The organism is Citrobacter sp. RHB36-C18, assembly GCF_013814485.1.
Lineage (GTDB): Bacteria > Pseudomonadota > Gammaproteobacteria > Enterobacterales > Enterobacteriaceae > Citrobacter > Citrobacter braakii.
On the sequence record NZ_CP057125.1, the window covers coordinates 368,403 to 394,748 of the forward strand.

Here is a 26,346-nt window from a genome sequence, read left to right on the forward strand (position 1 = left end):
CATGAATAGGTTGAATTTTTATTATAGTCGGCCGTCGGTTACGGATTACTCGTGAATCTGCTTCCTCGGCATAATGTTGACCGTTTCATGCAGTTCGGACCATACCAGCACGGCTTCACCAGATTGTAGTTGGCGTTTGACGTCGGCGACTTTTTGTTCGAGCGAGCGTTCATGTTCACCATAATCGGTGCCTTCGCGCAAGACAAAGCTTTCAATCAGATTGTCCAGTGCGTCCGGGGAGATATCTTGCCAGGGGATGATCATGATGATGCCTCCAGATACGTTGTCAGCCAGTCCGGGATTCTGGATTCCAGCCACATCTCAGGACGGCGCACCGTGCCGCCAATGAATCCGACGTGGCCGCCGTGTTCCGTCAGTTGATACTCTACCTGTGAGGGCAGATTTTCCGGTTTAGGGATCACGTGATGATCCATAAACGGATCGTCTTTGGCATGGATAATCAACGTGGGTTTGGCAATCTGGTTGAGCAACGGCATAGCGCTACACTGACGGTAATAGTCTATAGCATCAGCGAAACCGTGGATTTTGGCGGTGATCAGATCGTCAAAATCGCGAATGCGACGCAGAGATTTCAACTGGCCCAGACTCACCGGCAGCGATCCTGGATACGCCTCTAGCTTACGCGAGGCATTGGCTTTCAACAGGTTTAGCAGGTAGCGCTGATAGACCCGGGAGAATCCCTTGTCCATATGGTAACTACAGGCTTCCAGCACGAAAGGCGCGGAAACGATAACCGCGGCATCAATTGGAATCTCAGTACCTTCTTTTGCCAGCAGGCAGGCCAGCATGTTTCCACCGAGCGAATAGCCTACCGCCGCGGTCGGCACGCGACCGAACTCACGTGCCAGCCAGTGTAAAAACCAGGTGCCATCTTCTGTCTCACCGGAGTGATAAATACGGTTCAGACGATTGGGTTCGCCGCTACAGCCGCGAAAATGCATCACCACGCCCAGCCAACCGCGCTTTTGCGCTGCTTCAATCAGGCCATGTGCGTACGGGCTGTTCAGACTGCCTTCCAGACCGTGAAAAACCACCAGGCGCGGTTTGTGTTTCGCCTGTTGCGGATCTTCACTCCATGCCAGATCGACAAAATCACCGTCGGGCAATTCCAGACGCTGCCAGTGGGCGTCGAACTTCACCTTGCGGCGAATTAAACGCGGCAGCATCGTCTGCAGATGGCGGTTACTGATACCGCGCATCGGGCGGAATTCTCGCGAATCGTCGGTAGGTGGAGTTATTTCTGTGGACGTGATTTCAACCATAACACCAGAGCAATTAATAATCGGAAAGAATAACTATACCGCGCACAGCGCGTGCGGGTTAGCCAATATGTGATTTTGTCGCGAGTCAGTCAGCAGGCAATCATCGGCTATAGTGCCGGATGGCGGCTTCGCCTTATCCGGCACTCATGATTACTCGGCCAGCATCTGCTCAAGCTGTTCCTGAGCCTCCAGCCAGGCCATCTCGCACTCTTCCAGTCCGGATTTCGCACTGGCCTGCTGCTGCAAGCATGCTGTGAGTTCGGCTTTGCGGCTTTGGTCGTACAGTTCGCTATCGCCGAGTTTTTCTTCCGCCTGCGCCAGCTGTGCGTGCAGTTTCTCCATCTCTTTTTCCAGACGGGTAATCTCTTTACGTAGCGGTTGCGTCAGGGTGCGCAGTTCAGCTTCGCGACGCTTCTGGTCTTTACGTGCCTGGGCGCTGTTAACGCTCTCTTTTACCGGTTCGTCGCTCTGGTTTTCCTGTTTTTGCACATCGCTCAGCCACTGCTGATAATCCTCAAGATCGCCATCAAACGGCTCGACTTTCTTGTCGTGCACCAGATAGAGGTCATCGGTAGTAGATCGAATCAGGTGACGGTCGTGCGAGACCACAACCAGCGCGCCTTCGAAATCGATCAGCGCTTCGGTCAGCGCCTGACGCATATCCAAATCCAGGTGGTTGGTCGGTTCATCAAGCAGCAGCAGGTTCGGGCGCTGCCAGACGATCAATGCCAGCACCAGACGCGCTTTTTCACCTCCGGAGAAGCGGCGAGTCTCTTCGCTGACTTTATCGCCCTGGAAGCCGAATCCGCCGAGGTAGTCTCGCAGTTTCTGCTCCAGCTCCTGCGGCGCCATGCGCGCCAGGTGCTGAATAGGTGATTCATCGGCGCGTAAAAACTCCAGCTGGTGCTGTGCGAAGTAACCCAGCTTGATGCCTTTTGCCAGGCCAATCTCGCCGCTGATGGGAGCCAGTTCGCCGGCCAGCAGCTTAATCAGCGTAGATTTACCCGCGCCGTTGCGTCCGAGCAGGCCGATGCGAGACCCCGGTACCAGATTCAGTTTGATCGAATCGAGAATGACGCGGTCGCCGTAGCCGGCGCTGACCTTTTCCATCTTTAACAGCGGGTTCGGCAGGCTTTCCGGCTCGCGGAAGCTGAAGTGGAACGGGTTGTCCACGTGCGCAGGGGCAATCAGCTCCATGCGTTCCAGCATTTTGATACGGCTCTGCGCCTGCTTTGCTTTGGTGGCTTTGGCGCGGAAACGATCGATATAGCTTTGCAGATGCGCCACGCGCTCCTGCTGGCTTTCGTACATTGCCTGCTGCTGTGCGAGGCGGGTCGCACGCTGGATTTCAAACGCGCTGTAGTTACCGGTGTACTCGAACATCGTTTGCTGTTCGATATGAATAATTTTATCCACCACCGGGTCGAGGAAGTCGCGGTCGTGGGAGATCAAAATCAGCGTGCCCTGATAGCTTTTCAGCCATCTTTCCAGCCAGATCACCGCGTCGAGATCGAGGTGGTTGGTCGGTTCATCGAGCAGCAGCAGGTCTGAACGGCAAATCAGCGCCTGAGCCAGGTTGAGACGCATACGCCAGCCACCGGAGAAATCGCTGACGGGACGTTCAAGCTGTTCGTTGGAGAAGCCGAGGCCATGCAGCAGGCTGGCGGCGCGTGAGCGCACAGTCCAGGCGTCGATGGCATCCAGCTTGCCATGGACGGTGGCAATGGCGTGTCCATCGTTACGTTCGTTGGCATCGTTCAACTGTGCTTCCAGTTGACGATACTCGCGGTCGCCGTCAATCACATACTCCAACGCCGGCTGTGGCAACGCAGGCGTTTCCTGATTAACCCACGCGAGCTGCCAGTTTCCCGGATAGGTAAATCCTCCAGCGTCGGCGCTGAGTTCATTTTTCAGCAATGCCAGCAGGGTAGATTTACCGCAGCCATTTTTACCTACCAGGCCAACTTTCTGCCCTGGATTAATGGTGGCCGTGGCATTTTCCAGCAAGACGCGCACGCCGCGACGAATTTGTAACGATGAGAAAACAATCATAAGGCGCCGTATGTTCAGACTATGTTAATTTATCATTATGATAATGTAATGTGTGGGCTGTTTGCCGCACCGAGGCGCAATGGTAGCCCAAAACGTCGAAAATAGACAAAAGACAAAACCGGGAGGGGGATGATGTTCCAGCCAGCGAAAGTCTTGCTGCTGTATGCCCATCCGGAATCTCAGGACTCGGTCGCGAACCGGGTACTGCTTAAACCGGCCATGCAGCTCAGCAATGTTACCGTGCACGACCTGTACGCGCACTATCCTGACTTTTTTATCGACATTCCGCATGAGCAGGCGCTGCTGCGCGAGCATGATGTGATTGTTTTTCAGCATCCGCTCTACACCTATAGCTGCCCGGCATTGTTAAAGGAGTGGCTTGACCGCGTACTGAGTCGAGGATTTGCCAGCGGCCCTGGGGGGAATCAACTGGCGGGAAAGTACTGGCGGAGCGTTATCACTACCGGCGAGCCGGAAAGCGCCTACCGCTATGACGCGCTAAACCGTTATCCAATGAGCGATGTACTGCGCCCTTTTGAGCTAACGGCCGGTATGTGCCGCATGCACTGGATGAGCCCTATCATTGTCTACTGGGCCAGACGGCAAACGAAACAGGAGCTGGACAGCCATGCGAAAGCGTATGGTGACTGGCTGGCGAATCCGATCCCTGTGGGAGGCCGCTGATGGAAGGTTCTGATTTATTGACTGCCGGCGTGTTGTTCCTCTTCGCGGCGGTGGCTGCCGTTCCGCTGGCCTCAAAGCTGGGTATCGGTCCGGTGCTGGGTTACTTGCTGGCGGGGATTGCTATCGGCCCATGGGGATTAGGGTTCATCAGCGATGTGGATGAAATCTTACACTTTTCCGAACTGGGCGTAGTTTTTCTGATGTTCATCATTGGGCTGGAACTTAATCCAGCCAAACTGTGGCAATTGCGGCGTTCAATTTTTGGCGTCGGCGCCGCGCAGGTGATGCTAAGCGCGGTCGTGCTGGCAGGGCTACTGATGCTTACAGCGTTCTCCTGGCAGGCAGCAGTGGTTGGCGGCATTGGTCTGGCGATGTCATCGACTGCTATGGCGCTACAGTTGATGCGCGAAAAAGGCATGAATCGCAGTGAATCCGGACAGCTGGGCTTTTCGGTGCTGCTGTTTCAGGATCTGGCGGTGATCCCCGCGTTGGCGCTGGTTCCGCTGCTGGCGGGATCTGCTGACGAACATTTTGACTGGATCAAAGTGGGGATGAAGGTGCTGGCCTTTGCCGGCATGCTGATAGGCGGGCGTTATTTGCTGCGTCCGGTTTTCCGCTTTATTGCGGATTCTGGCGTGCGGGAAGTGTTCACCGCCGCCACGCTGCTGTTAGTGCTGGGTTCTGCTTTATTTATGGATGCGCTGGGTCTGTCGATGGCGCTGGGGACCTTTATCGCGGGCGTTCTGCTGGCGGAAAGTGAATACCGACATGAGCTGGAAACGGCAATCGATCCGTTTAAAGGCCTGTTGCTTGGCCTGTTTTTTATCTCCGTAGGTATGTCGCTTAACCTTGGCGTGCTCTATACCCATATTTTGTGGGTGGCGGCGAGCGTGATAGTGCTGGTGGTAGTAAAAATGCTGGTGCTGTATGTACTGGCGCATCTTAACGGCATGAGAAGCTCAGAACGGATGCAGTTTGCCGGGGTTTTAAGCCAGGGCGGTGAATTCGCTTTCGTGCTGTTTTCAACGGCCTCTTCCCAACGGCTGTTTCAGGGTGACCAAATGGCGCTGTTGTTGGTGACCGTCACGCTGTCGATGATGACCACGCCGCTGGTGATGAAGTTGATTGATAAATGGCTCTCCCGCCAGTTTAACGGCACGGATGAAGAAGATGAAAAACCCTGGGTGGAAGATGATAAACCGCAGGTGATTGTGGTGGGTTTCGGGCGCTTTGGTCAGGTTATTGGTCGTCTGTTGATGGCCAATAAAATGCGTATTACCGTCCTGGAAAGAGATATCAGCGCAGTGAATTTAATGCGCAAATATGGCTATAAGGTCTATTACGGTGATGCCACGCAGGTGGATCTGTTGCGTTCCGCGGGTGCAGAAGCCGCACAGTCTATTGTTATTACCTGTAATGAACCTGAAGACACTATGAAGCTGGTGGAGCTGTGCCAACAGTATTTTCCGCATTTGCATATTCTTGCGCGTGCGCGCGGACGTGTAGAGGCGCATGAGTTATTACAGGCTGGTGTGACGCAGTTTTCCCGCGAAACATTTTCCAGTGCGCTGGAGTTAGGGCGAAAAACGCTGGTTACGCTAGGGATGCATCCGCACCAGGCTCAGCGCGCTCAGCTGCATTTTCGGCGGCTGGATATGCGCATGTTGCGGGAACTGATCCCCATGCACACGGATACGGTACAAATCTCCCGAGCCAGGGAAGCCCGGCGCGAGCTTGAGGAGATTTTCCAACGAGAGATGCAGCAAGAGCGACGTCAGCTGGATGGCTGGGATGAATTTGAGTAGAGGTAACCATGGCAATTCGTAAACGTTTTATCGCAGGCGCAAAATGTCCGTCCTGCCAGGCGCAGGATACGCTGGCGATGTGGCGCGAAAATAATATCGATATTGTTGAGTGTGTTAAGTGCGGTCATCAGATGCGGGAAGCGGATAAAGAGGCGCGCGAGCACGTTCGCAAAGAAGAGCAAGTGATCGGGATTTTTCATCCGGACTAGCGATATGGCGCAGCTTTTTTTAAGCTAGAGGGTACACGGGTGCAGAATTCCGCTACAATCTGCGCCACTATTCTTTCCATGCTCAGGAGATATCATGAAAGTAGCAAAGGACCTGGTGGTCAGCCTGGCCTATCAGGTACGTACAGAAGACGGTGTGTTGGTTGATGAGTCTCCGGTGAGTGCACCGCTGGACTACCTGCATGGTCACGGTTCCCTGATTTCTGGCCTGGAAACAGCGCTGGACGGTCATGAAGTTGGCGACAAATTCGATGTTGCTGTTGGCGCAAACGACGCATACGGTCAGTACGACGAAAACCTGGTGCAGCGCGTTCCTAAAGACGTCTTCATGGGCGTTGACGAACTTCAGGTTGGCATGCGTTTCCTGGCTGAAACTGACCAGGGTCCAGTACCGGTAGAAATTACCGAAGTGGAAGACGACCACGTTGTGGTTGACGGTAACCACATGCTGGCTGGCCAGAATCTGAAATTCAACGTAGAAGTTGTCGCTATCCGCGAAGCGACCGAAGAAGAGCTGGCTCACGGCCACGTTCACGGTGCGCACGGTCACGACCACGATCATGACCACGGTCATGACGGTTGCTGCGGTGGTCACGGTCACGACCATGGTCACGAGCACGGTGGCGAAGGCTGCTGCGGCGGTGGCGGTAAAGGTAACGGCGGCGGTTGCGGTTGCCACTAATCGTTATACGGCATAAAAAAAAGCGGGAATATCCCGCTTTTTTTATGTCTCAATAATGTGGCGGCGGGGTCTCTTCAGACTGCGACGCGATGTGGGACGGCTGCGTTGCCTTGAGCTTCTCCGTCAATAAACGCAGATGGTCGCGGAGTTTTGCCATTTCCAGTTCATGCGCGGTCACCGTCACGTTGAGCTCTTCAATGGTTATCTCCTGAAATGCCAGGCGACTTTCCAGTTCAGCCAGGCGAGTTTCCATTGTTGTATCCTGCATGATTCACCTCTTTCTTTTTTCTCCGGCAGATCGCGGACTGCGGCGAATTCTACTTAACTTTGCCTGTTTGCACAGCACTCAATCTTCGGTCACGAAACTAATTTAAACAAAAAGAGTCTGAAAAGTGGTGATAATAGGGCGTGCCCGTATGTTGATTTGTTCTGCAACGCTTTATAGTACATTTTTATGTTAGCTAACCTTGGGGTGAGATGCCCCGGCCCTGGAGATATGGATGAAATCACTGTTTAAAGTAACGCTGCTGGCGACCACAATGGCTGTTGCTCTGCATGCCCCGATCACCTTCGCTGCTGACGCTGCGAAACCAGCCGCTACTGCTGACAGCAAAGCAGCATTCAAGAATGACGACCAAAAAGCCGCTTACGCGCTGGGCGCGTCCCTGGGTCGTTATATGGAAAACTCTCTGAAAGAGCAGGAAAAACTGGGCATCAAACTGGATAAAGATCAGCTGATCGCTGGCGTTCAGGATGCGTTTGCAGACAAGAGCAAACTGTCTGACCAGGAAATCGAACAAACTCTGCAGGCGTTTGAAGCACGCGTGAAGAGCTCCGCTCAGGCGAAAATGGAAAAAGACGCGGCTGACAATGAAGCCAAAGGTAAAGTTTACCGCGAGAAATTTGCTAAAGAGAAGGGCGTTAAAACCTCTTCTACTGGCCTGGTCTATAAAGTAGAGAAAGAAGGTACCGGCGCTGCACCGAAAGATAGCGATACCGTGGTAGTCAACTACAAAGGTACGCTGATTGATGGTAAAGAGTTTGATAACTCTTATACCCGCGGTGAGCCGCTCTCTTTCCGTCTTGACGGTGTTATCCCAGGCTGGACCGAAGGCCTGAAAAACATCAAGAAAGGCGGCAAAATCCAGCTGGTTATCCCGCCGGATCTGGCTTACGGCAAAACCGGTGTACCGGGCATTCCGGCTAACTCTACGCTGGTCTTTGATGTTGAACTGTTAGACATCAAACCGGCACCGAAAGCCGATGCGCAGCCAGATGCTGCACCGGCAGCTAAAGCTGCGGACAGCAGCAAACAGTAAGTAACCAGATACCGCCGCCCACAGGGCGGCGGTTTTTTATTATCGACAGGATATAATTAATACTGGAAAGCGCCTTGTGCGCTGTATTACTTTAGATGCCCCTATAATAGTGATGAGCCTGCCCTGACAACATAACGACAGGCTCCTGAAAAGGAGTGCTTTTTTTCATGTCCAGGTCGCTTTTAACCAACGAAACCAGTGAGCTAGATTTACTGGATCAACGTCCTTTCGATCAAACCGATTTCGATATCCTCAAATCCTACGAAGCGGTTGTGGACGGGTTGGCGATGCTCATTGGTTCCCATTGTGAAATCGTATTGCACTCTTTGCAGGATTTGAAATGCTCTGCCATCCGCATTGCTAACGGTGAACACACGGGCCGCAAAATTGGCTCGCCGATTACTGACCTTGCGTTGCGTATGCTGCATGATATGACGGGTGCGGATAGCAGCGTGTCGAAGTGTTACTTCACACGTGCGAAAAGCGGTGTCTTGATGAAGTCGGTGACGATTGCCATTCGCAACCGTGAGCATCGCGTGATTGGTCTGCTGTGCATCAACATGAACCTTGATGTTCCATTCTCGCAGATAATGAATACCTTTATTCCTCCGGAAACCCCGGAAGTGGGTTCTGCCGTTAACTTCGCTTCTTCGGTGGAAGACCTGGTTACCCAAACGTTGGAATTCACGATTGAAGAAGTGAATGCCGATCGTAATGTTTCCAACAATGCCAAGAATCGCCAGATTGTCCTGAATCTGTATGAGAAAGGTATCTTCGATATTAAAGATGCCATTAACCAGGTCGCCGATCGGCTGAACATCTCCAAGCACACGGTTTACCTCTATATTCGTCAGTTCAAAAGCGGCGATTTCCAGGGGCAAGACAAGTAATGCGTTTTGCCATTATGGTGACGGGGCCAGCTTATGGCACGCAGCAGGCGAGCAGCGCGTTGCAATTTGCTCACGCGTTACTCAAAGAAGGGCATGAGCTATGCAGCGTCTTTTTCTATCGTGAAGGTGTGTATAACGCCAACTTCCTGACTTCACCTGCCAGTGATGAATATGATCTGGTGCGGGCCTGGCAACAGCTGAACCAGCAGCATGGCGTGACGCTGAATATCTGCGTAGCTGCGGCGCTGCGTCGTGGCGTCGTTGATGAAACAGAAGCGAAGCGACTGGGACTGGCAGGGGCTAATTTACAATCAGGTTTTAACCTCAGCGGGCTGGGTTCGCTGGCTGAGGCATCCCTGACCTGCGATCGCGTGGTGCAGTTTTAATGAAACGTGTTGCTTTTGTCTTTTCTACCGTGCCGCATGGCAGTTCGTCTGGCCGCGAAGGGTTAGATGCCTTACTGGCGACATCGGCGTTAACGGAAGACCTCGGCGTATTTTTTATCGGCGATGGCGTTTTTCAAATCCTCCAGGGACAACAGCCGGATGTCGTGCTGGCTCGCGACTATATCGCAACCTTCAAGCTGTTAGGGTTGTACGATATCGATCAATGTTGGCTTTGTGCCGCCTCGTTACGCGAGCGGGGCCTCCAGCAGGGGGGGGATTTTGTGGTCGATGCGACAGCGTTAGAACCGGAAGATTTACGCCGTGAGCTAGGCAACTATGACGTCATTTTAAGGTTTTGAGATACTCATGCTGCACACATTACATCGTTCCGCGTGGCTTACCGATTTCTCCTCTCTTCTTCGCCTGATTGATAAAGACGATGAACTTTTATTGCTTCAGGATGGCGTGACCGCGGCAATAGAAGGAAGCCGTTTCCTTGAAAGTCTGCAAAATGCCTCCATTAAGGTCTATGTACTGGAAGAAGACATTAAAGCTCGCGGCTTGGGTGGTCAAATTTCAGACAGTGTCGTCAGGGTTAGCTATACTGACTTCGTCAGACTTACGGTGAAGCATCCCAACCAGATGTCCTGGTAATTGTGGGATCGTTGTATATTTCTTGACACCTTTTCGACACCGACCTAAAATTCTGCGTCCTCATATTGTATGAGGTCGTTTTATTACGTGTTTACGAAGCGAAAGCTACAACCAGGAGCTATTTAATGGCAACAGTTAACCAGCTGGTACGCAAACCACGCGCACGCAAAGTTGCAAAGAGCAACGTGCCTGCACTGGAAGCATGCCCGCAGAAACGTGGCGTATGTACTCGTGTATATACTACCACTCCTAAAAAACCAAACTCCGCACTGCGTAAAGTATGCCGTGTGCGTTTGACTAACGGTTTTGAAGTTACTTCCTACATTGGTGGTGAAGGTCACAACCTGCAGGAGCACTCCGTGATCCTGATCCGTGGCGGTCGTGTAAAAGACCTCCCGGGTGTTCGTTACCACACCGTTCGCGGTGCGCTTGACTGCTCCGGCGTTAAAGACCGTAAGCAATCACGCTCCAAGTATGGCGTGAAACGTCCTAAGGCTTAATGGTTCTCCGTTAAGTAAGGCCAAACGTTTTATATTAATGTCAAACTAAACTCGTAGAGTTTTGGACAATCCTGAATTAACAACGGAGTATTCCCATGCCACGTCGTCGCGTCATTGGTCAGCGTAAAATTCTGCCGGATCCTAAGTTCGGATCAGAGCTGCTGGCTAAATTTGTAAATATCCTGATGGTAGATGGTAAAAAATCTACTGCAGAAACCATCGTATACAGCGCGCTGGAGACCCTGGCTCAGCGTTCTGGTAAAGATGGCCTGGAAGCTTTTGAAGTAGCCCTTGAAAACGTGCGTCCGACTGTCGAAGTTAAGTCTCGCCGCGTTGGTGGTTCTACTTATCAGGTTCCAGTTGAAGTCCGTCCGGTTCGCCGTAATGCCCTGGCAATGCGTTGGATCGTTGAAGCTGCTCGTAAACGCGGTGATAAATCCATGGCTCTGCGCCTGGCGAACGAACTTTCTGATGCTGCAGAAAACAAAGGTACTGCAGTTAAGAAACGTGAAGACGTTCACCGTATGGCAGAAGCCAACAAGGCGTTCGCACACTACCGTTGGTAATCCCTTCGGAGTTTTAGTCACCAGGCGGGCGCTTCTAGTAAGCAGCCCGCTTTGGGCTACTTAAATTGAACGCCTAAAAGATAAACGAGGAATCAAATGGCTCGTACAACACCCATCGCGCGCTACCGTAACATCGGTATCAGTGCGCACATCGACGCCGGTAAAACCACTACTACCGAACGTATTCTGTTCTACACCGGTGTAAACCATAAAATCGGTGAAGTTCATGACGGCGCAGCCACCATGGACTGGATGGAACAGGAGCAGGAGCGTGGTATTACTATCACCTCCGCAGCGACTACTGCATTCTGGTCTGGTATGGCTAAGCAGTATGAACCGCATCGCGTAAACATCATCGACACCCCGGGGCACGTTGACTTCACTATCGAAGTAGAACGTTCCATGCGTGTGCTTGATGGTGCAGTAATGGTTTACTGCGCAGTTGGTGGTGTTCAGCCTCAGTCTGAAACCGTATGGCGTCAGGCAAACAAATATAAAGTTCCACGCATTGCGTTCGTTAACAAAATGGACCGTATGGGTGCGAACTTCCTGAAAGTTGTTGGTCAGATCAAAACCCGTCTGGGCGCGAACCCTGTTCCGCTGCAGTTGGCGATTGGCGCTGAAGAAGCGTTCACCGGTGTTGTTGACCTGGTGAAAATGAAAGCCATCAACTGGAACGAAGAAGATGCAGGCGTAACCTTCACTTATGAAGATATCCCGGCTGACATGCAGGAACTGGCTGAAGAATGGCACCAGAACCTGATCGAGTCCGCTGCGGAAGCTTCAGAAGAGCTGATGGAGAAATACCTGGGTGGTGAAGAACTGACTGAAGAAGAGATCAAAAAAGCTCTGCGTCAGCGCGTTCTGAACAACGAAATCATCCTGGTAACCTGTGGTTCTGCGTTCAAGAACAAAGGTGTTCAGGCGATGCTGGATGCGGTAATTGATTACCTGCCATCCCCAGTCGACGTACCTGCGATCAACGGTATTCTGGACGACGGTAAAGATACTCCGGCTGAGCGTCATGCTAGCGATGAAGAGCCGTTTGCTGCTCTGGCATTCAAAATCGCTACCGACCCGTTCGTGGGTAACCTGACCTTCTTCCGCGTGTACTCTGGTGTGGTTAACTCCGGTGACACCATCCTGAACTCAGTGAAAACTGCACGCGAGCGTTTTGGCCGTATCGTACAGATGCACGCTAACAAACGTGAAGAGATCAAAGAAGTTCGCGCGGGCGATATCGCTGCTGCTATCGGTCTGAAAGACGTGACCACTGGTGACACTCTGTGTGACCCGGATCACCCGATCATTCTGGAGCGTATGGAATTCCCTGAGCCGGTAATCTCCATCGCGGTAGAACCGAAAACCAAAGCTGACCAGGAAAAAATGGGTCTGGCTCTGGGCCGTCTGGCTAAAGAAGACCCGTCATTCCGCGTTTGGACTGACGAAGAATCTAACCAGACCATTATCGCCGGTATGGGTGAGCTGCACCTCGACATCATCGTTGACCGTATGAAGCGTGAATTCAACGTTGAAGCGAACGTCGGTAAACCTCAGGTTGCTTACCGTGAAGCGATTCGCGCGAAAGTTACCGATATCGAAGGTAAACACGCTAAGCAGTCTGGTGGTCGCGGTCAGTACGGTCATGTTGTTATCGACATGTACCCGCTGGAGCCGGGTTCAAACCCGAAAGGCTACGAGTTCATCAACGACATCAAAGGTGGTGTAATTCCTGGCGAATACATCCCGGCCGTTGATAAAGGCATCCAGGAACAGCTGAAATCTGGCCCGCTGGCTGGTTACCCGGTTGTTGATCTGGGCGTGCGTCTGCACTTCGGTTCTTACCATGACGTTGACTCCTCTGAGCTGGCGTTTAAACTGGCCGCTTCTATCGCCTTCAAAGATGGCTTTAAGAAAGCGAAACCAGTTCTGCTTGAGCCTATCATGAAGGTTGAAGTAGAGACTCCGGAAGAGAACACCGGTGACGTAATCGGTGACTTGAGCCGCCGTCGTGGTATGCTTCGTGGTCAGGAATCCAACGTCACTGGCGTTGTTATCCATGCTGAAGTTCCGCTGTCTGAAATGTTCGGATATGCAACCCAGCTGCGTTCTCTGACCAAAGGCCGTGCTTCTTACTCCATGGAGTTCCTGAAGTACGACGATGCGCCGAACAACGTTGCTCAGGCCGTTATTGAAGCCCGTGGTAAATAAGCCACAGGATTAAAACCTAAGTCCCGTGCTCTCTCCCCAGGGGAGAGCACTATAGTAAGGAATATAGCCGTGTCTAAAGAAAAATTTGAACGTACAAAACCGCACGTTAACGTCGGCACCATCGGCCACGTTGACCACGGTAAAACTACCCTGACCGCTGCAATCACCACCGTACTGGCTAAAACCTACGGCGGTGCTGCTCGTGCATTCGACCAGATCGATAACGCGCCGGAAGAAAAAGCTCGTGGTATCACCATCAACACTTCTCACGTTGAATATGACACCCCGACTCGCCACTACGCACACGTAGACTGCCCGGGCCACGCCGACTATGTTAAAAACATGATCACCGGTGCTGCGCAGATGGACGGCGCGATCCTGGTTGTTGCTGCGACTGACGGCCCGATGCCGCAGACTCGTGAGCACATCCTGCTGGGTCGTCAGGTAGGCGTTCCGTACATCATCGTGTTCCTGAACAAATGCGACATGGTTGATGACGAAGAGCTGCTGGAACTGGTAGAAATGGAAGTTCGTGAACTTCTGTCTCAGTACGATTTCCCGGGCGACGACACTCCGATCGTTCGTGGTTCTGCTCTGAAAGCGCTGGAAGGCGAAGCAGAGTGGGAAGCGAAAATCATCGAACTGGCTGGCTTCCTGGATTCTTATATCCCAGAACCAGAGCGTGCGATTGACAAGCCGTTCCTGCTGCCTATCGAAGACGTATTCTCCATCTCCGGTCGTGGTACCGTTGTTACCGGTCGTGTAGAGCGCGGTATCATCAAAGTTGGTGAAGAAGTTGAAATCGTTGGTATCAAAGAGACTGCTAAGTCTACCTGTACTGGCGTTGAAATGTTCCGCAAACTGCTGGACGAAGGCCGTGCTGGTGAGAACGTTGGTGTTCTGCTGCGTGGTATCAAACGTGAAGAAATCGAACGTGGTCAGGTACTGGCTAAGCCGGGCTCTATCAAGCCGCACACCAAGTTCGAATCTGAAGTGTACATTCTGTCCAAAGATGAAGGCGGCCGTCATACTCCGTTCTTCAAAGGTTACCGTCCGCAGTTCTACTTCCGTACTACTGACGTGACTGGTACCATCGAACTGCCGGAAGGCGTTGAGATGGTAATGCCGGGCGACAACATCAAAATGGTTGTTACCCTGATCCACCCAATCGCGATGGACGACGGTCTGCGTTTCGCAATCCGTGAAGGCGGCCGTACTGTTGGTGCGGGCGTTGTTGCTAAAGTAATGAGCTAATTATTGATTAATTAGCTTTGAGCTTAAAAAGGGCGCTTCGGCGCCCTTTTTGCTGTCCGCTATTTAGCAGTTGTCATATTTATTCGCATTTTTCATTCATTCTCCCGCTGCGTAAATAGCGTTGTGCTATTGTAATCATAACTATTCTCATTTACACTTTGCGCAGAAATTGAACGGGAGCGATCATGTACGTTTGTTTGTGTAATGCGATAAGTGATAAAAAAATACGTCAGGCTGTTCGCCAGTTTCATCCTCAGTCCTTTCAGCAATTGCGTAAATTTATTCCTGTTGGAAATCAATGTGGTAAGTGCATTCGTGCTGCCCGCGAAGTCATGCAGGATGAATTAACGCAAATGCCAGAATTTAAAGAGACCGCCTAAGTCACACTCTTTTTTTTGACATCCCTGTAGCCCCATCTACGCTCTAAGAGTGGAAGCGGAGGGACTATAAAATGAAAGGTGATGTTAAAATCATAAATTATCTCAATAAACTATTGGGAAATGAGCTTGTCGCAATCAACCAGTATTTTCTCCATGCTCGTATGTTCAAAAACTGGGGACTGACTCGTCTCAATGATGTTGAGTACCATGAATCTATCGATGAGATGAAACACGCTGATAAATATATCGAGCGTATTTTATTCTTAGAAGGGCTCCCAAACTTACAGGATCTTGGTAAGTTGGGTATAGGCGAAGATGTTGAAGAGATGCTGCAATCCGATCTTCGACTCGAACTCGATGGAGCTAAAGATTTACGTGAAGCCATTGCCTATGCCGACAGCGTCCATGACTACGTTAGCCGGGATATGATGATCGAAATCCTTGCTGATGAAGAAGGTCACATTGACTGGCTGGAAACGGAACTGGATCTGCTCCAGAAGATGGGACTCCAGAACTATCTTCAGGCACAGATTCGCGAAGCGTAGACGCAAACTTTGCAGAGCGGCAGTCCTGCCGCTCCTTTCAGTACCCGATAACACCTGAGCTTTGCGCGCTGAAAATCAACCAGCCTGCCAGTCCAAGCCACGGACCGAACGCGATAAGCGGTATCGACGTCCTTCGGGTAAGGCGTAGGATCAGCCACCAGGCAATGCCCAGCAATGATGCAGCGAGTAAAATGGGCGGTAGCGCTGACCATCCACACCAGGCACCCATCGCCGCCAGTAGCTTAGCGTCACCCAGGCCGATGCCCTCTTTGCCCGCGAGTATTTTGCATCCCCACCAGACCAGCCATAGCGTCAGATAGCCAGCGACAGCGCCGTACAGCGCGTCGGATAACATCTCTCTGTCGTAAACGCTGTGATATAGCAGACCGAGCCAGAGCAGCGGCTGCGTCAGCACATCCGGCAGCAGGTACGTCCGGAGATCAATTTGCGCCAGGGCGAAAATAAACCAGAACAGCGTCATGATGGCAATCGCATCTGACATTGAAGGGACAAACGCGGCGCTAAGCGCAAAAACACAAGAACACGCCAGTTCAGTCAGTGGGTAACGCCATGAAATGGGCTGCGCGCAGTCCTGGCAACGCCCCCGCTGCCACAGCCAACTGAATAGTGGAATAGTGTTACGCACCGATAGCCTGTGCTGGCAGTGCGGACAGTGCGACGGAGGCCAGGCGATATTCCATGTTTCGCTGTGCCGATGCTCAATCATGATCGGCAGTCGATAAACCACTACATTCATAAAGCTACCGACTATCAGCCCGACAAGCGCCATTGCTGCAATGTTAATGAGTTCCGTCATTTCCCCACCGGATAGAGTTCAAGGGCTTCCACCGCAATCTCCCCGGCGACCGGGCGGGCGCTAAACGTGAGTTGCGAAACCTGTATTCCCTCATTTTGTAGGGTATTAAGCCATGCAAATAATGGTTCGGTTTTGACAACGGGAAGCGAGATCGCAAAATGATCGGGAGTGGATGTTAGCACGCTGATATTCAGACCTGCCTGCTGCGCGCTATGTTGTATCAGTGCCGGATCGGTCTTTGTGCCCGGTCTACTGGCAACTAATCCGCGACGCTGAATCGCCTCATTTACCCACTGGATCTCACTCCTGAGACGGTCATTTTCCTGCCTCTGCTGTGCAATAGCGTTATCCAGGGGCTGAACCACGCCGTACCAGAATCCCGCCAGCAGACAGAAAACGGCGAGAAATATCAGACTGCGTTGCTCTCTGCCGTTTTTTTCGCTCCACCAGCTATTCATATTCATTTGCGCTCCTTCAGGGTCAGCCGGACGCTATCTGTCGTCCCTTCTGGCGGTTGAGTCAGGATAAATTCGTCGTTTGTCTGCACCATAAAGCGGCGAAGATGTTCCGGATCGCGAACGTTGAGTGTCAGGGTAAAAAGGCGCTGTTCGAGCCGGTAGCTGACCTCGCGGATGGTAAGCCCCGGCAATGTGCTTAATCGGGTCTGTAGCTGAGTCAGTAACGTCAGCACATCCGGATAGCGATCCCTCGCGGACGATTCGAAGAAATATTTAAAATTGCTGTTGCGGTTATCACCTGGGAAATAGCGGTTCCACAGGGTGGCACCTTCCGCTGAGAGCGCCTGTTTCTGTTGATGAAGCTGCCAGAGCATCACCCCTTTCAGCCCTGAGAAGAGCGCTATCGCCAGGGCAAATGTTGCTATGGCGGCATATTTCAGCAGACGCGGGGTCGGTTGTGTCGGGGGCAAAGGGCGGAAGCTGCCGTGTAATACGTTAATGTCCTGAATATTATCGCCATTGCAGGCGCACGCCAGCGGCGGCTGCCAGTCAAGGTATTCGACATAAGCGTGAGGCACAGGAAGCGGGCTGGCGCTGATGATTTTTTGCTCTGTATGGCTGGCGAGTAAATGCGTGAGCAGTGCTTCACTCAGCACGCCTGTTTTCCACGCGTCGTAACGGATTAACCATCGCTCATCTTGTTTTAGCAGACTCCAGCTATCCGTGACATACGGCAGCCAGAAACCATCCGGAACGATATACGTCAACGTCACGCCAGCTGTGCGGAAAGTCGTCAATAGATCGTTCAGCGTGGTCCTGGCGATCCCGGCGAGATGGAGCGTGTTTTCTTCTCTGGCGAGAACCGTCCAGTGCAGGCTGTCTGTATCACCGACAACGGCGTCCTCCACCAGCCAGCCCAGCGTTTGTTCACTGATTTTGTAGTTTTCCGTCGGTAATTCGACGCGGCGAAAACAGAAATAATCAGGCGACAGGAACAGGCAGGCGTTACCGGCATCCGGCAGGTCGGCCAGCGCGTTTGGCTGGAGGTAATCCGCCTGTTCAACAATAACCGGAGGCTGCGCCTCGTTGGGGCAGCACCATTCCAGTTTTCCCGGCAGCGGACGTAGCAGTAATGTGTCTGGCGTCATTTAGTTCCCTTTAATGGTCGCGCGCCACGCTTTTGCGGGCTGTAATAAACAGAGCCTTTCTTTTGGGATCGTATTCCAACTGGCTGATGGTGCTCCCGGCGCTATCGCCCTGTTCGATAGTCGTTTCAAGGCGGAAGTAACGACTGGTCGCCACCGCAATGCTTTTGAATGTGGTCTGCGACAGCTTATGAGCCGGATTATCCTTATCGAATGTCTTTAACAACGTCTCAATGCTGATTTTGCGTCCTTTGCGTGGGGTATCAAAAAAGCGCTCAATCTCGCGTGGTGGGACAGCATTATTGAGCATCGCCGCAAGCAACGGTGCATCTCGGCGCGTCAGGGTGTTGATGTTGATTTTTAGCTCATCATCAGGCAGCGCGCAGAGTAGCGGGGAGATTTGCTGGTAAAGAGAAAGCGTCATCCCTTTGATTTTTTTGAGCTCACTGATTGACCAGATACGTCGTCCGCCAATGGTGTGGGGGTCGTTACTTGTCTGGTAATACTCATTTTCGGCACCGGAGGCGCGTGGGATATCGTCGTTATCGATGTAGTCGGCGATAGCATCAACCAGCGCCTCAGCCTGGGCATGGGTGACGCCAACGTTGTCCAGCAGCGCGAGAAAGACGCTCACGCTGGCGGGCGGCTCTTTCATTCGGTCGGTCGGGGCGTTAATCAGCGCATTAATGTTGTAACAGGCCTGCTCGTCAGATAGCTGCCAACTGACAACATCGCCGCTGGCGAGCTGAATACGCTGCGGCTGCGCCCAGAGCTGCTCGTGAGTGAGGTATTTCTCATTATCCCGCAGGTCCTGTTCAAGAATACGCATGGCCTGGCTTTCAGCCAGCTCTGCCAGCCAGTTTTGCTGTAGCCGCATCCGGGTGTAGCTGGTGCGTTTGAGGTTGATCTGGTAGCGCACGGTCATTTCGCTGGCCAGCGCCGCCATAATTGCCAGGATCATCAGCACTACCAGCAGCGCCACGCCCTTTTGCCGGGTCATTGCTGTTCTCTTGGCTGGCGGTTCTCTGGCCACAGCGTCAGACGAGTTATTGTGCCGGAATCAGCAAGTTTAAGAGTGACTTCCATCGCGCCAGGAGATGGGATTGTCGCCGTGTCCGTCCACGCTTTCTCTTTACTGTTGTAATAACGTAACGTGAAGGCGTTCACACCATTGAGCATCGGCTGAGTGATGGCCGGAGTTGCATCTTCCGGGTAGCGCCAGAGCGTGCGGTATAAAGTATAATCCTGCAGATACCACTGAACTCGCTGGATATCGGGCGCGCAGCAGGCGCCAGGATAACTGTTACTGCTGGCTGTCGTCAGCATCAGCGTCTCTTTTTCGCCCTGCAATTCGGTTACCGGCACCCGCTGTCGGATATCTTTATCCAGCAAATTGACGGTACGCACGATAGCGGAAAAACGCTGCTGATGCTTTTTGGTCTGCTCGTTACTGTCAATTGTCGTTGTCAGCATCTGCGCCGTCAGCAGGCTGAGCATGGCGAACAGGGCAATAGCCAGTAAAACTTCCAGTAGGGTAAAGCCGCGCTGTTTCTCAGGGCTGGGAGACATTTTGCGGTCCTCCTTGCGGCGAGAGAATAAAGCGCTGCAGGCGGATCTTCTGCTTGTCCTCAAGGGTGACGTCAGCTGTCCAGGTGTTGAGGCCGGAAGTATCGACGGGTGAGACTGTCAACGACCAGTCCCAGCGGCGTTTACCCATAATGCTGCTGCCTGTCGCTGTTTTAGCGGGGCTCTGCCCGGCCAGTTGATAGGTTTTGAGCACATTATCCGCTACCCAACCGGCAAGTACCTGTTCTTCCATTTTTGCGGTGGCGCTAACCTGACCGTGCAGGCTGTTGAGTAGCGCGAGAGAGCAGGTGGCGAAAATGAATATCGCCAGCAGCACTTCCAGAAGCGTCATTCCTGATTGCCTTTGGCTCATCGGCTTTCGCCTCGGGTGAGCACCAGCGGCAGCCCGCCGGTGCTGGCGAGCGTGAACAGCAGCGTATTATTTTTACGGCTGCGGATGTGTAGCGTAAACGGCGTAATTTCACCGTCCGGGTGAATCAGAATTTGCGGCATGCCGACGGATTGCCTGGCGAGCGACGCCGGGAACAGAGCCACCTGCCAGTCGCTTTCCCACTTGCCCTCGGTCGCCAGGCGATAGAACCGGGTTGGCGTCTGCCAGCGATTGCCAATCGGTGTGACGATGCGCCAGCCTTGTTCGCGGAGCTCAATACCGGTACTGCGGTCCTCCATGGTTGACCAGTCAGCGGCATATTCAGTCAGCGCCGCCAACTGCTCGGCTGCGGTAATAGCTTTCGCGGTATCATTTTGTCGCCCGTAGGTCATCATCACCAGCGAGGCGCCAAGCGCGGTAATCGTCAGCACCAGAATGACTTCCAGTAGCGTGAATCCCTTCTGCCTCATTCCGATTATTTCGCTTTACCCAGTTCCCAGTTAGTAATGTCGTCAGCGGTGCCGGGTTCACCGTCCTGACCTGCGGAGAGAATATCGTAATCGCCGTGTTCACCGGGGCTTACCAGCAGATACTCATTACCCCAGGGATCCTGTGGCAGACGCTTGATATAGCCCTTCGCGTTATAATTTTCCGGGATTGGGCTGGCGGTCGGTTTTTCGACCAGCGCCTTTAGCCCCTGCGCCGTCAGCGGATAGCGATAGTTATCCAGTTTGTACATATCCAGCGCATTCTCCAGCGCCACGATGTCGCTGACGGCTTTCTGGTGATCGGCTTTGTCTTTATTGCCCATTAAACTGGGGACGACCAGGCTTGCGAGGATGCCCAAAATAACCAGCACCACCATCATCTCCAGCAGCGTAAATCCTCGCTGCTTATGTGCATCACTATTCACGTTTTATCCTTAACTTACCAATGAGTTGAGTTGCAAAATGGGTTGCAGAACCGAGACGATGATGAACAGCACAATCATCGCCATCGTAATAATCAGCACGGGTTCAAACAGCGCCAGCGTCAGCGCAATTCGGTTTTGTAGCAGTGTTTCCTGCTGGTCGGCGGCGCGCGCCATTAGCTCGCTGAGCTGGCCGCTTTTTTCCCCGGAGGCAATCATGTAGAGCATCATCGGCGGGAAGAGATCGCATTTTTCCAGGGCGAGATGAAATCCTGAACCCTGGCGCACGCGCTCCGCGGCCTGACCCAGCCGCTGACTAATTTCTCGGTTACCGATGCCTTCGGTTGCCAGCGTCATCCCTTCCAGCAGCGGAACGCCGCTGATATTGAGAATGCTCAGGGTGCGCAGATAACGGGCGCAGTGGATAGCGCGCAGCAGGGCGCGACTGGGTTTGAAATCAAGAAGCCAGCGGTCAAGCAGATGCCGTTTGCCGGGACGGGTGAGCCAGTGGCGAAACAGGAAAAAGGCAATCAGCAGCAATGCGATTACCCACAATCCGTAGTCGCGCATGGCACCACTGATTGCCAGCAACACGCGCGTGGACATCGGCAGCGCTTCTTTCATATGCAGAAACTGCTCCACGATTTTGGGTACTACGGTGGTGAGCAGGATAGCGACGACGGCGATCGCCACGCTGGTCAGCAGGGAAGGATAAATCAGTGACTGGATGAGTTTACTGCGCGTTGCCTGGCGTAACTCATTGTAGTCAGCCAGCTTTTCCAGCACACAGCCGAGCTGTCCGCTTTTTTCACCGGCTTTCACCAGCGTGCGGTAAACGGAATCGAAGATCCGCGGCCAGGCGGCCAGCGATTCGGAAAGCGTATGTCCGGCGAGGATCCGTTCGCGCAGGTCGTGTAGCACCAGCCCCAGTTTATTATTTTTGTTCTGCCGGCCAATAACGAACAGCGCCTCTTCAAGCGGTAGCGAAGCGTTGGCCAGCGTGGCGAGCTGGCGGGTGAACAGCGCCAGTTCACTCCCGCTAAGCCGTAAACGAGGCGTTTTTTTTACCGTCCGGAACAGCGAAATGACCTTTTTCTCATTTAACACCAGCGGGTGCAGACCCTGGGCGCGTAGCGCCTCGCGCGCCTCTTTGCTGCTGGCGGCATCCAGCGTTCCACGGCGGGTTGCGCCGCGGTCATCCATTGCTTGCCACTGATATTTCATTGCGTATCCTCTTGCGCAGAGGTGACCCGCATGACTTCCTCAAGCGTGGTCTCGCCCGCCAGCACGCGCAGCAGGCCGTTCTCCCGCAGGCTCCGGCTTTGCTGGCGCAGGCACTGTTCCAGCGCGTGTTCATCGGCGTCGCGATGGATGATGCTGCGCATAGTTTTATCCACCAGCATAATTTCATGAATCGCCAGTCGCCCCTGATAGCCTGTCCCCCGACATTCGCTGCATCCGCAAGCCTGCCAGATTGTCTGAGCGGTGGGATCGAGCGCGTGCAGGAGGGATTTCTGAGAGTCAGGAATGGGAGCATGCACGCGGCAGGCCGGACAGAGGCGACGCACCAGGCGTTGGGCGATAACGCCGCTAAGCGATGATGAGAGCAGGAAAGGTTCAACGCCCATATCTCGTAATCGGGTGATCGCACCGCAAGCGCTGTTAGTGTGCAGGGTGGAAAGCACCAGATGTCCGGTGAGCGATGCCTGAACCGCTATCTGCGCGGTTTCGGCGTCACGAATTTCGCCGACCATGACGATGTCCGGATCCTGGCGCAGGATGGCGCGCAGTCCCCTGGCGAAAGACATATCCACCCGGCTGTTTACCTGGGTTTGTCCGACGCCTTCCAGCTCGTACTCGATGGGATCTTCGACGGTCAGGATATTACGCTGGGGGGAATTCAGCTCGGCGAGAATCGCATACAGCGTGGTGCTTTTTCCCGACCCCGTCGGGCCGGTGACGAGAATGATGCCGTGCGGCTGCTGTACTAAACCCTTCAGCCGCAGGCTATCCACCGCCGATAGCCCCATATTCTCCAGCGTCAGGCGCAGACTGTTTTTATCCAGCAGACGCAATACAGCTCTTTCGCCGTACTGCGAGGGCAACGTCGAAACGCGGACGTCAATATTTTTGCGTCCGAGGCGCAGGGAAATACGCCCATCCTGCGGCAGTCGTTTTTCGGCAATATCCAGTCGCGCCATGACTTTGATACGTGAAATCAGCAGCGGTGCCAGTTTTTTAGCGGGCTGAAGGACTGGCTTGAGGACACCATCGATACGAAAACGCACCACCAGCGATTTTTCGAAGGTTTCGATATGCACATCCGACGCGCCTTCCCTCACGGCTTCATGAAGGACCGCGTTGATCAGTCGGATAACCGGTGCGTCGTTTTCATCACTGAGCAGATCGGCGTTGTCGGGTAACTCCTCGCTCAGCGCCGTCAGGTCGATCTCCTGATCGATATCCTGGGCAATCTGCCGGGACTCTCCGGCGCCGTGCTGGAAAAGTTGCTCCAGGTGGTCGTCAAATTGCGCTGGCGTCAGGCGGCTGAAGCGCTGACAGGCAACGCTGGCCTCGAGCACGTTTTCCAGCGGTGTGTCGGTGCGGTAGAACAATTCATCCGCCGCGACCGCGATACCAAATTTTTGCCCCTGCGCGTAATTAAGCGGCAGAGGATGCTGGGGAGGAATGCGCGTCCATAAGTCAGTCATGTTGGATCATTCCCGGAAGGGATTGCGCGATGGCTGGCTGTTGGGCGCGTCGGTCGGCACATCGAAATTCAGCTCTTTAAGCATCGGGCGTTCTTCGTCCTTCACGCCGACCAATCCACTGGATTGCTTATCAATACGCTGCTGCTGTAACTCACGAAATCGGGTGTATTTATCCTTTGAGAGCGAACGATAAACCTCGTCGTCGCGAATAATGGTCGGCCTGATAAAGACCATCAAATTACGCTTCGCATTTTCCGTTGAGGTGTAGCGGAATAGCTGTCCGAGAACAGGGATATCGCCCAGCAGCGGTACTTTGGAAACCTGCTCTTTGCTTGAATCATCCAGCAGGCCACCCAGTACCACGGTTTCGCCACTTTTGACCAGCACGGCATTCTGGATAGTACGGGTGTTGAACGTCGGACCGAGATCGCTGGCGTTACCGGAAGCGGTATCGACGCTCGACACCTCCTGCTCGATCTCCATCAGCACCGCGTCGCCTTCGTTGATTTGCGGTGTGACCTTCAGTTTGGTGCCGACGGTTTTACGTTCGACCGTATTAAAGACGTTGTCGCCGGAGGTCGTTTGCGAGCCGGAAAGCACCGGCACATCCTGACCGACATTAAACGACGCTTCTTTGTTATCCAGCGTCACAATGCTGGGGGTGGCGAGGATATCGTTTTTGTTGTCGGAGGAGATCGCGGTGAGCAGGACGCTCCAGTCCCCTTCAAAGAAGCCCGTCGCCAGGCCGTTAAAACTGCTTAACGCGCTGGCGATAGGGTTGTCGCTGGTCATCGAACCATTTTTATCAAACTGGCGCGCGCCTCTTGAGGCGTCGAAAATCGGCAGCCCCGTTTTGGTAAACTGCTGACCGCCGACGTTGCTGTTGGCCCATTGCACGCCAAGATTCAGGCCGTTGCCATCCTGGACTTCCACAATGATGGCTTCAACCAGTACCTGTGCGCGGCGAATATCCAGACGAGCGATGACTTTTTCCAGCTCCTGCATGGTGCTCTGGTCTGCGGTAATGACCACTGAGTTGGTTTGTTCATCGGCGTTAATCGAGACATCCCGGGAAGGGGTAGCCACGCTCTGCGAAGACGACTGCTTGTCTTCCGTCAGTTTGGTCGACACGCCGGTCAGCACTTCAACGATTTTAGTGGCTTTGGCGTATTTCAAATAGAACACGCGAGTATTGCCTTGCGTGGTCTGTTCGATATCCAGTTTAGCGATTAAAGATTTCATCCGCTGGCGCACATTGTCCGGCCCGCTGATAAGAAGGGCGTTGGTGCGCTTGTCGGCGACAATTTTAGGCAGCAGGATCTGCGTTGGGTTTTCCTTTGATTCTTCGCGAATCAGGCTGTTAATTACGTCAGATAAATCAACTGCCGAGGCGTAGCGCAGTTTGATAAGCTCACGTTCCTGAGTACCGATAACATCGACCCGTTTCACAACCTCAAGGATGCGATTGACTATATTGGCTTTACCGGTGATCAACAGCGCATTAGAAGGATCATAGTGTACGACGTTGCCGATGCCGCCGCTGTCCATCATCTGGCGTAATAGCGGAGCCAGATCGCGTACCGGGACATTTTTCAGCGCCACGACGCGGGTGATAAATTCATCGCCGACCGCCGGTTGCGACTGTGCCAATACTTTTCCCGGCGCGGTCTTAAGCGTTGCGGAGCGAACAACCTTCAGCAGGCCGTTATCCAGGGTGATAACCGAGTAGCCGTAGATATCGAGAACGCTGAGAAAAAACTGGTAGTATTCCTCCTCGTTGAAACTGTCAAAGCTGCGAACGGAGATTTTTCCCTGGACGGACGGATCGATCAGAATGGTTTTGCCCATTTGCTTACTGACCGAGGTAATAAACTCCCGGAGATCCGCATCCTGGAAGTTTGCCGAATATTGCGCTGACATAGTTTGAAATGGAAAGGAGCAAAACTGTAGCGCCAGTATCCATGCAGCCGTTTTTTTAATTCCTTTGCGCAATTTTGTCGTCCTTAAGGTTAATCATTTTCAGTAACGGATACATTCACCAACGCTTCCTGACCGTTTCGTATTACGGTGAACTGGGCAGAGTTTAAGGTTACAAATTCCTGTAGTGCCGCTTTTGCTGACGCTTCCTGAGTTAGCGGATGGTTGTTCATTTTGATCGCAATATCGCCAGGCCTGAGTCCGGTTGCTATAAAACGTTCAACCGGACCACGGGCGTTTAATCTGACGCCCTGTAGCGCTTCCTGCTGATAGATAAAGTTAGTAATAATGATGTCGCTGAGGGAATGTGGCGCGCTGTCATGTGGCAGCGATGGTGCCGGTGCCCTGGAGAATATATCAGGCTCATCAATAAAAGCGATGCGTTGCCGGGAGCCATTGTTATCAATCGTCACGCTATTATTATCAATATCCGTAATTTTTACGTCAGGGAGATCGTCAAGCTTATCTCCGGTACTGTAAAATTTTGCTTTCTCATTAATGGTGATAATAGCCTGTGAACGTGTTTTTAGCGTGCTCGCAATAATGCCATTTAGCTGGAGATTGAGCATCGAATTTTTAATTGAAACATCTTCTTTATTATCAGTCGCATTTTCCCTACTGTTTTTCGGTAAATTCATTGGCAGCCTGAGGACAACGGGCGTTATTGAGTGACTGGTTTTGTTTTTCGTATTGATCGAATCAATAAATAATCTATAGGCATATAACGAATGAATAATAACAATGGCACCGACAAAAAACATAACGCAGTACAGCACATCGTTACGCTTTCTCTTAAATATAAAGGTAAATTGCTTCGCGATAACATCCATTGTTAATAGCACGCCTGTTCTTTTCGGGAGAAGCATGATATAGGCTTACTTTCAGGTTTTCAATTTAATCGTCGGAACATGTCGTTTAATTCAAATATAAAAA

At 52.8% G+C, this 26,346-nt stretch carries 31 protein-coding genes; 15 read left to right on the plus strand and 16 right to left on the minus strand.

Annotation, left to right across the window (positions count from 1 at the left end; translation table 11 throughout):
• Positions 1–45: 45 nt before the first annotated feature.
• From HVZ52_RS01685 to HVZ52_RS01695, 3 genes are all read right to left on the minus strand, one after another.
• Entirely contained in the window at positions 46–264 is a 219-nt protein-coding gene (locus tag HVZ52_RS01685) for a YheU family protein (RefSeq protein ID WP_003023615.1), read from the minus strand.
• Complete coding sequence (locus HVZ52_RS01690; protein ID WP_016154772.1) at positions 261–1,283, minus strand: hydrolase; 1,023 nt, start codon at positions 1,281–1,283, stop codon at positions 261–263. Before HVZ52_RS01690 ends, HVZ52_RS01685 begins: the two co-directional genes overlap by 4 nt.
• 150 nt (positions 1,284–1,433) lie before the next feature.
• On the minus strand, positions 1,434–3,335 hold the full coding sequence (locus tag HVZ52_RS01695; RefSeq protein WP_016154771.1) for an ABC transporter ATP-binding protein: 1,902 nt from the start codon (positions 3,333–3,335) through the stop codon (positions 1,434–1,436).
• Positions 3,336–3,467: 132 nt separating this feature from the next.
• Between HVZ52_RS01695 and kefG the strand changes: the two genes are divergently transcribed.
• The 4 genes from kefG (at position 3,468) to slyD (ending at position 6,733) form a co-directional block, all read left to right on the plus strand.
• Positions 3,468–4,019, plus strand: a complete 552-nt coding sequence (gene kefG, locus HVZ52_RS01700) for a glutathione-regulated potassium-efflux system ancillary protein KefG (RefSeq protein ID WP_003023629.1) — start codon at positions 3,468–3,470, stop codon at positions 4,017–4,019.
• A complete protein-coding gene (kefB, locus tag HVZ52_RS01705) occupies positions 4,019–5,824 on the plus strand; it encodes a glutathione-regulated potassium-efflux system protein KefB (protein ID WP_101700382.1) in 1,806 nt (601 codons plus the stop codon). Before kefG ends, kefB begins: the two co-directional genes overlap by 1 nt.
• Before the next feature lie 8 nt (positions 5,825–5,832).
• Positions 5,833–6,033 (plus strand): YheV family putative zinc ribbon protein, encoded by a 201-nt coding sequence (locus tag HVZ52_RS01710; protein ID WP_016154768.1) that lies wholly within the window; start codon positions 5,833–5,835, stop codon positions 6,031–6,033.
• A 94-nt stretch (positions 6,034–6,127) separates the two neighbouring features.
• Positions 6,128–6,733: a peptidylprolyl isomerase gene (slyD, locus tag HVZ52_RS01715; RefSeq protein WP_003023634.1), complete on the plus strand. Its 606-nt coding sequence runs from the start codon at positions 6,128–6,130 to the stop codon at positions 6,731–6,733.
• A gap of 49 nt (positions 6,734–6,782) precedes the next feature.
• On the opposite strand, the gene HVZ52_RS01720 is transcribed toward slyD, so the two are convergent.
• Positions 6,783–7,001, minus strand: coding sequence for a protein SlyX (locus HVZ52_RS01720; protein WP_003023639.1), 219 nt, complete (start codon positions 6,999–7,001; stop codon positions 6,783–6,785).
• 232 nt (positions 7,002–7,233) lie between these two features.
• On the opposite strand from HVZ52_RS01720, the gene fkpA reads away from it, so the two are divergent.
• The 11 genes from fkpA (at position 7,234) to bfr (ending at position 15,438) form a co-directional block, all read left to right on the plus strand.
• Positions 7,234–8,052: an FKBP-type peptidyl-prolyl cis-trans isomerase gene (gene fkpA / locus HVZ52_RS01725; RefSeq protein ID WP_181598792.1), complete on the plus strand. Its 819-nt coding sequence runs from the start codon at positions 7,234–7,236 to the stop codon at positions 8,050–8,052.
• Between the two features lie 167 nt (positions 8,053–8,219).
• On the plus strand, positions 8,220–8,942 hold the full coding sequence (locus HVZ52_RS01730; RefSeq protein WP_003023643.1) for a transcriptional regulator: 723 nt from the start codon (positions 8,220–8,222) through the stop codon (positions 8,940–8,942).
• Positions 8,942–9,328 (plus strand): sulfurtransferase complex subunit TusD, encoded by a 387-nt coding sequence (tusD, locus tag HVZ52_RS01735; RefSeq protein WP_016154766.1) that lies wholly within the window; start codon positions 8,942–8,944, stop codon positions 9,326–9,328. The genes HVZ52_RS01730 and tusD overlap by 1 nt, the downstream gene beginning before the upstream one ends.
• Complete coding sequence (tusC, locus tag HVZ52_RS01740; RefSeq protein ID WP_153689958.1) at positions 9,328–9,687, plus strand: sulfurtransferase complex subunit TusC; 360 nt, start codon at positions 9,328–9,330, stop codon at positions 9,685–9,687. The genes tusD and tusC overlap by 1 nt, the downstream gene beginning before the upstream one ends.
• Before the next feature lie 7 nt (positions 9,688–9,694).
• Positions 9,695–9,982, plus strand: coding sequence for a sulfurtransferase complex subunit TusB (gene tusB / locus HVZ52_RS01745; RefSeq protein ID WP_137352407.1), 288 nt, complete (start codon positions 9,695–9,697; stop codon positions 9,980–9,982).
• A 125-nt stretch (positions 9,983–10,107) separates the two neighbouring features.
• Complete coding sequence (gene rpsL, locus HVZ52_RS01750) at positions 10,108–10,482, plus strand: 30S ribosomal protein S12 (protein WP_003023654.1); 375 nt, start codon at positions 10,108–10,110, stop codon at positions 10,480–10,482.
• 95 nt (positions 10,483–10,577) lie between these two features.
• Complete coding sequence (gene rpsG, locus HVZ52_RS01755) at positions 10,578–11,048, plus strand: 30S ribosomal protein S7 (protein ID WP_016154763.1); 471 nt, start codon at positions 10,578–10,580, stop codon at positions 11,046–11,048.
• A gap of 96 nt (positions 11,049–11,144) precedes the next feature.
• Entirely contained in the window at positions 11,145–13,259 is a 2,115-nt protein-coding gene (gene fusA, locus HVZ52_RS01760; RefSeq protein WP_016154762.1) for an elongation factor G, read from the plus strand.
• Positions 13,260–13,328: 69 nt separating this feature from the next.
• Complete coding sequence (tuf, locus tag HVZ52_RS01765) at positions 13,329–14,513, plus strand: elongation factor Tu (protein ID WP_003031109.1); 1,185 nt, start codon at positions 13,329–13,331, stop codon at positions 14,511–14,513.
• A gap of 185 nt (positions 14,514–14,698) precedes the next feature.
• Entirely contained in the window at positions 14,699–14,893 is a 195-nt protein-coding gene (gene bfd / locus HVZ52_RS01770; protein ID WP_114681385.1) for a bacterioferritin-associated ferredoxin, read from the plus strand.
• Between the two features lie 71 nt (positions 14,894–14,964).
• Positions 14,965–15,438, plus strand: a complete 474-nt coding sequence (gene bfr, locus HVZ52_RS01775; RefSeq protein ID WP_016154761.1) for a bacterioferritin — start codon at positions 14,965–14,967, stop codon at positions 15,436–15,438.
• A gap of 37 nt (positions 15,439–15,475) precedes the next feature.
• Here the strand turns inward: bfr and HVZ52_RS01780 are convergent, their stop codons facing one another.
• Genes HVZ52_RS01780 through gspC form a run of 12 tightly spaced genes read right to left on the minus strand, consistent with a single transcriptional unit; the run spans position 15,476 to position 26,243 of the window.
• Positions 15,476–16,255, minus strand: coding sequence for an A24 family peptidase (locus HVZ52_RS01780; protein ID WP_181598793.1), 780 nt, complete (start codon positions 16,253–16,255; stop codon positions 15,476–15,478).
• Entirely contained in the window at positions 16,252–16,719 is a 468-nt protein-coding gene (locus HVZ52_RS01785; RefSeq protein WP_181598794.1) for a type II secretion system protein M, read from the minus strand. The genes HVZ52_RS01780 and HVZ52_RS01785 overlap by 4 nt, the downstream gene beginning before the upstream one ends.
• Positions 16,716–17,861, minus strand: a complete 1,146-nt coding sequence (gene gspL, locus HVZ52_RS01790; protein ID WP_181598795.1) for a type II secretion system protein GspL — start codon at positions 17,859–17,861, stop codon at positions 16,716–16,718. Before gspL ends, HVZ52_RS01785 begins: the two co-directional genes overlap by 4 nt.
• A 10-nt stretch (positions 17,862–17,871) precedes the next feature.
• Positions 17,872–18,858, minus strand: a complete 987-nt coding sequence (gene gspK / locus HVZ52_RS01795) for a type II secretion system minor pseudopilin GspK (protein ID WP_181598796.1) — start codon at positions 18,856–18,858, stop codon at positions 17,872–17,874.
• Entirely contained in the window at positions 18,855–19,427 is a 573-nt protein-coding gene (locus HVZ52_RS01800; RefSeq protein ID WP_181598797.1) for a type II secretion system protein GspJ, read from the minus strand. Before HVZ52_RS01800 ends, gspK begins: the two co-directional genes overlap by 4 nt.
• Complete coding sequence (gene gspI, locus HVZ52_RS01805) at positions 19,411–19,797, minus strand: type II secretion system minor pseudopilin GspI (protein WP_181220919.1); 387 nt, start codon at positions 19,795–19,797, stop codon at positions 19,411–19,413. Before gspI ends, HVZ52_RS01800 begins: the two co-directional genes overlap by 17 nt.
• Positions 19,794–20,285 carry a type II secretion system minor pseudopilin GspH gene (gene gspH / locus HVZ52_RS01810; RefSeq protein ID WP_181220918.1) on the minus strand — a complete coding sequence of 164 codons (492 nt, stop codon included), beginning with the start codon at positions 20,283–20,285 and terminating at the stop codon, positions 19,794–19,796. The genes gspI and gspH overlap by 4 nt, the downstream gene beginning before the upstream one ends.
• A gap of 5 nt (positions 20,286–20,290) precedes the next feature.
• Positions 20,291–20,683 carry a type II secretion system major pseudopilin GspG gene (gspG, locus tag HVZ52_RS01815; RefSeq protein WP_047358922.1) on the minus strand — a complete coding sequence of 131 codons (393 nt, stop codon included), beginning with the start codon at positions 20,681–20,683 and terminating at the stop codon, positions 20,291–20,293.
• Between the two features lie 54 nt (positions 20,684–20,737).
• Positions 20,738–21,949, minus strand: coding sequence for a type II secretion system inner membrane protein GspF (gspF, locus tag HVZ52_RS01820; protein ID WP_181598798.1), 1,212 nt, complete (start codon positions 21,947–21,949; stop codon positions 20,738–20,740).
• Complete coding sequence (gspE, locus tag HVZ52_RS01825; protein WP_181598799.1) at positions 21,946–23,436, minus strand: type II secretion system ATPase GspE; 1,491 nt, start codon at positions 23,434–23,436, stop codon at positions 21,946–21,948. The genes gspF and gspE overlap by 4 nt, the downstream gene beginning before the upstream one ends.
• A 6-nt stretch (positions 23,437–23,442) precedes the next feature.
• Positions 23,443–25,395 (minus strand): type II secretion system secretin GspD, encoded by a 1,953-nt coding sequence (gene gspD, locus HVZ52_RS01830; protein WP_249417953.1) that lies wholly within the window; start codon positions 25,393–25,395, stop codon positions 23,443–23,445.
• 50 nt (positions 25,396–25,445) lie between these two features.
• On the minus strand, positions 25,446–26,243 hold the full coding sequence (gspC, locus tag HVZ52_RS01835; protein WP_181598801.1) for a type II secretion system protein GspC: 798 nt from the start codon (positions 26,241–26,243) through the stop codon (positions 25,446–25,448).
• Positions 26,244–26,346 lie beyond the last annotated feature (103 nt).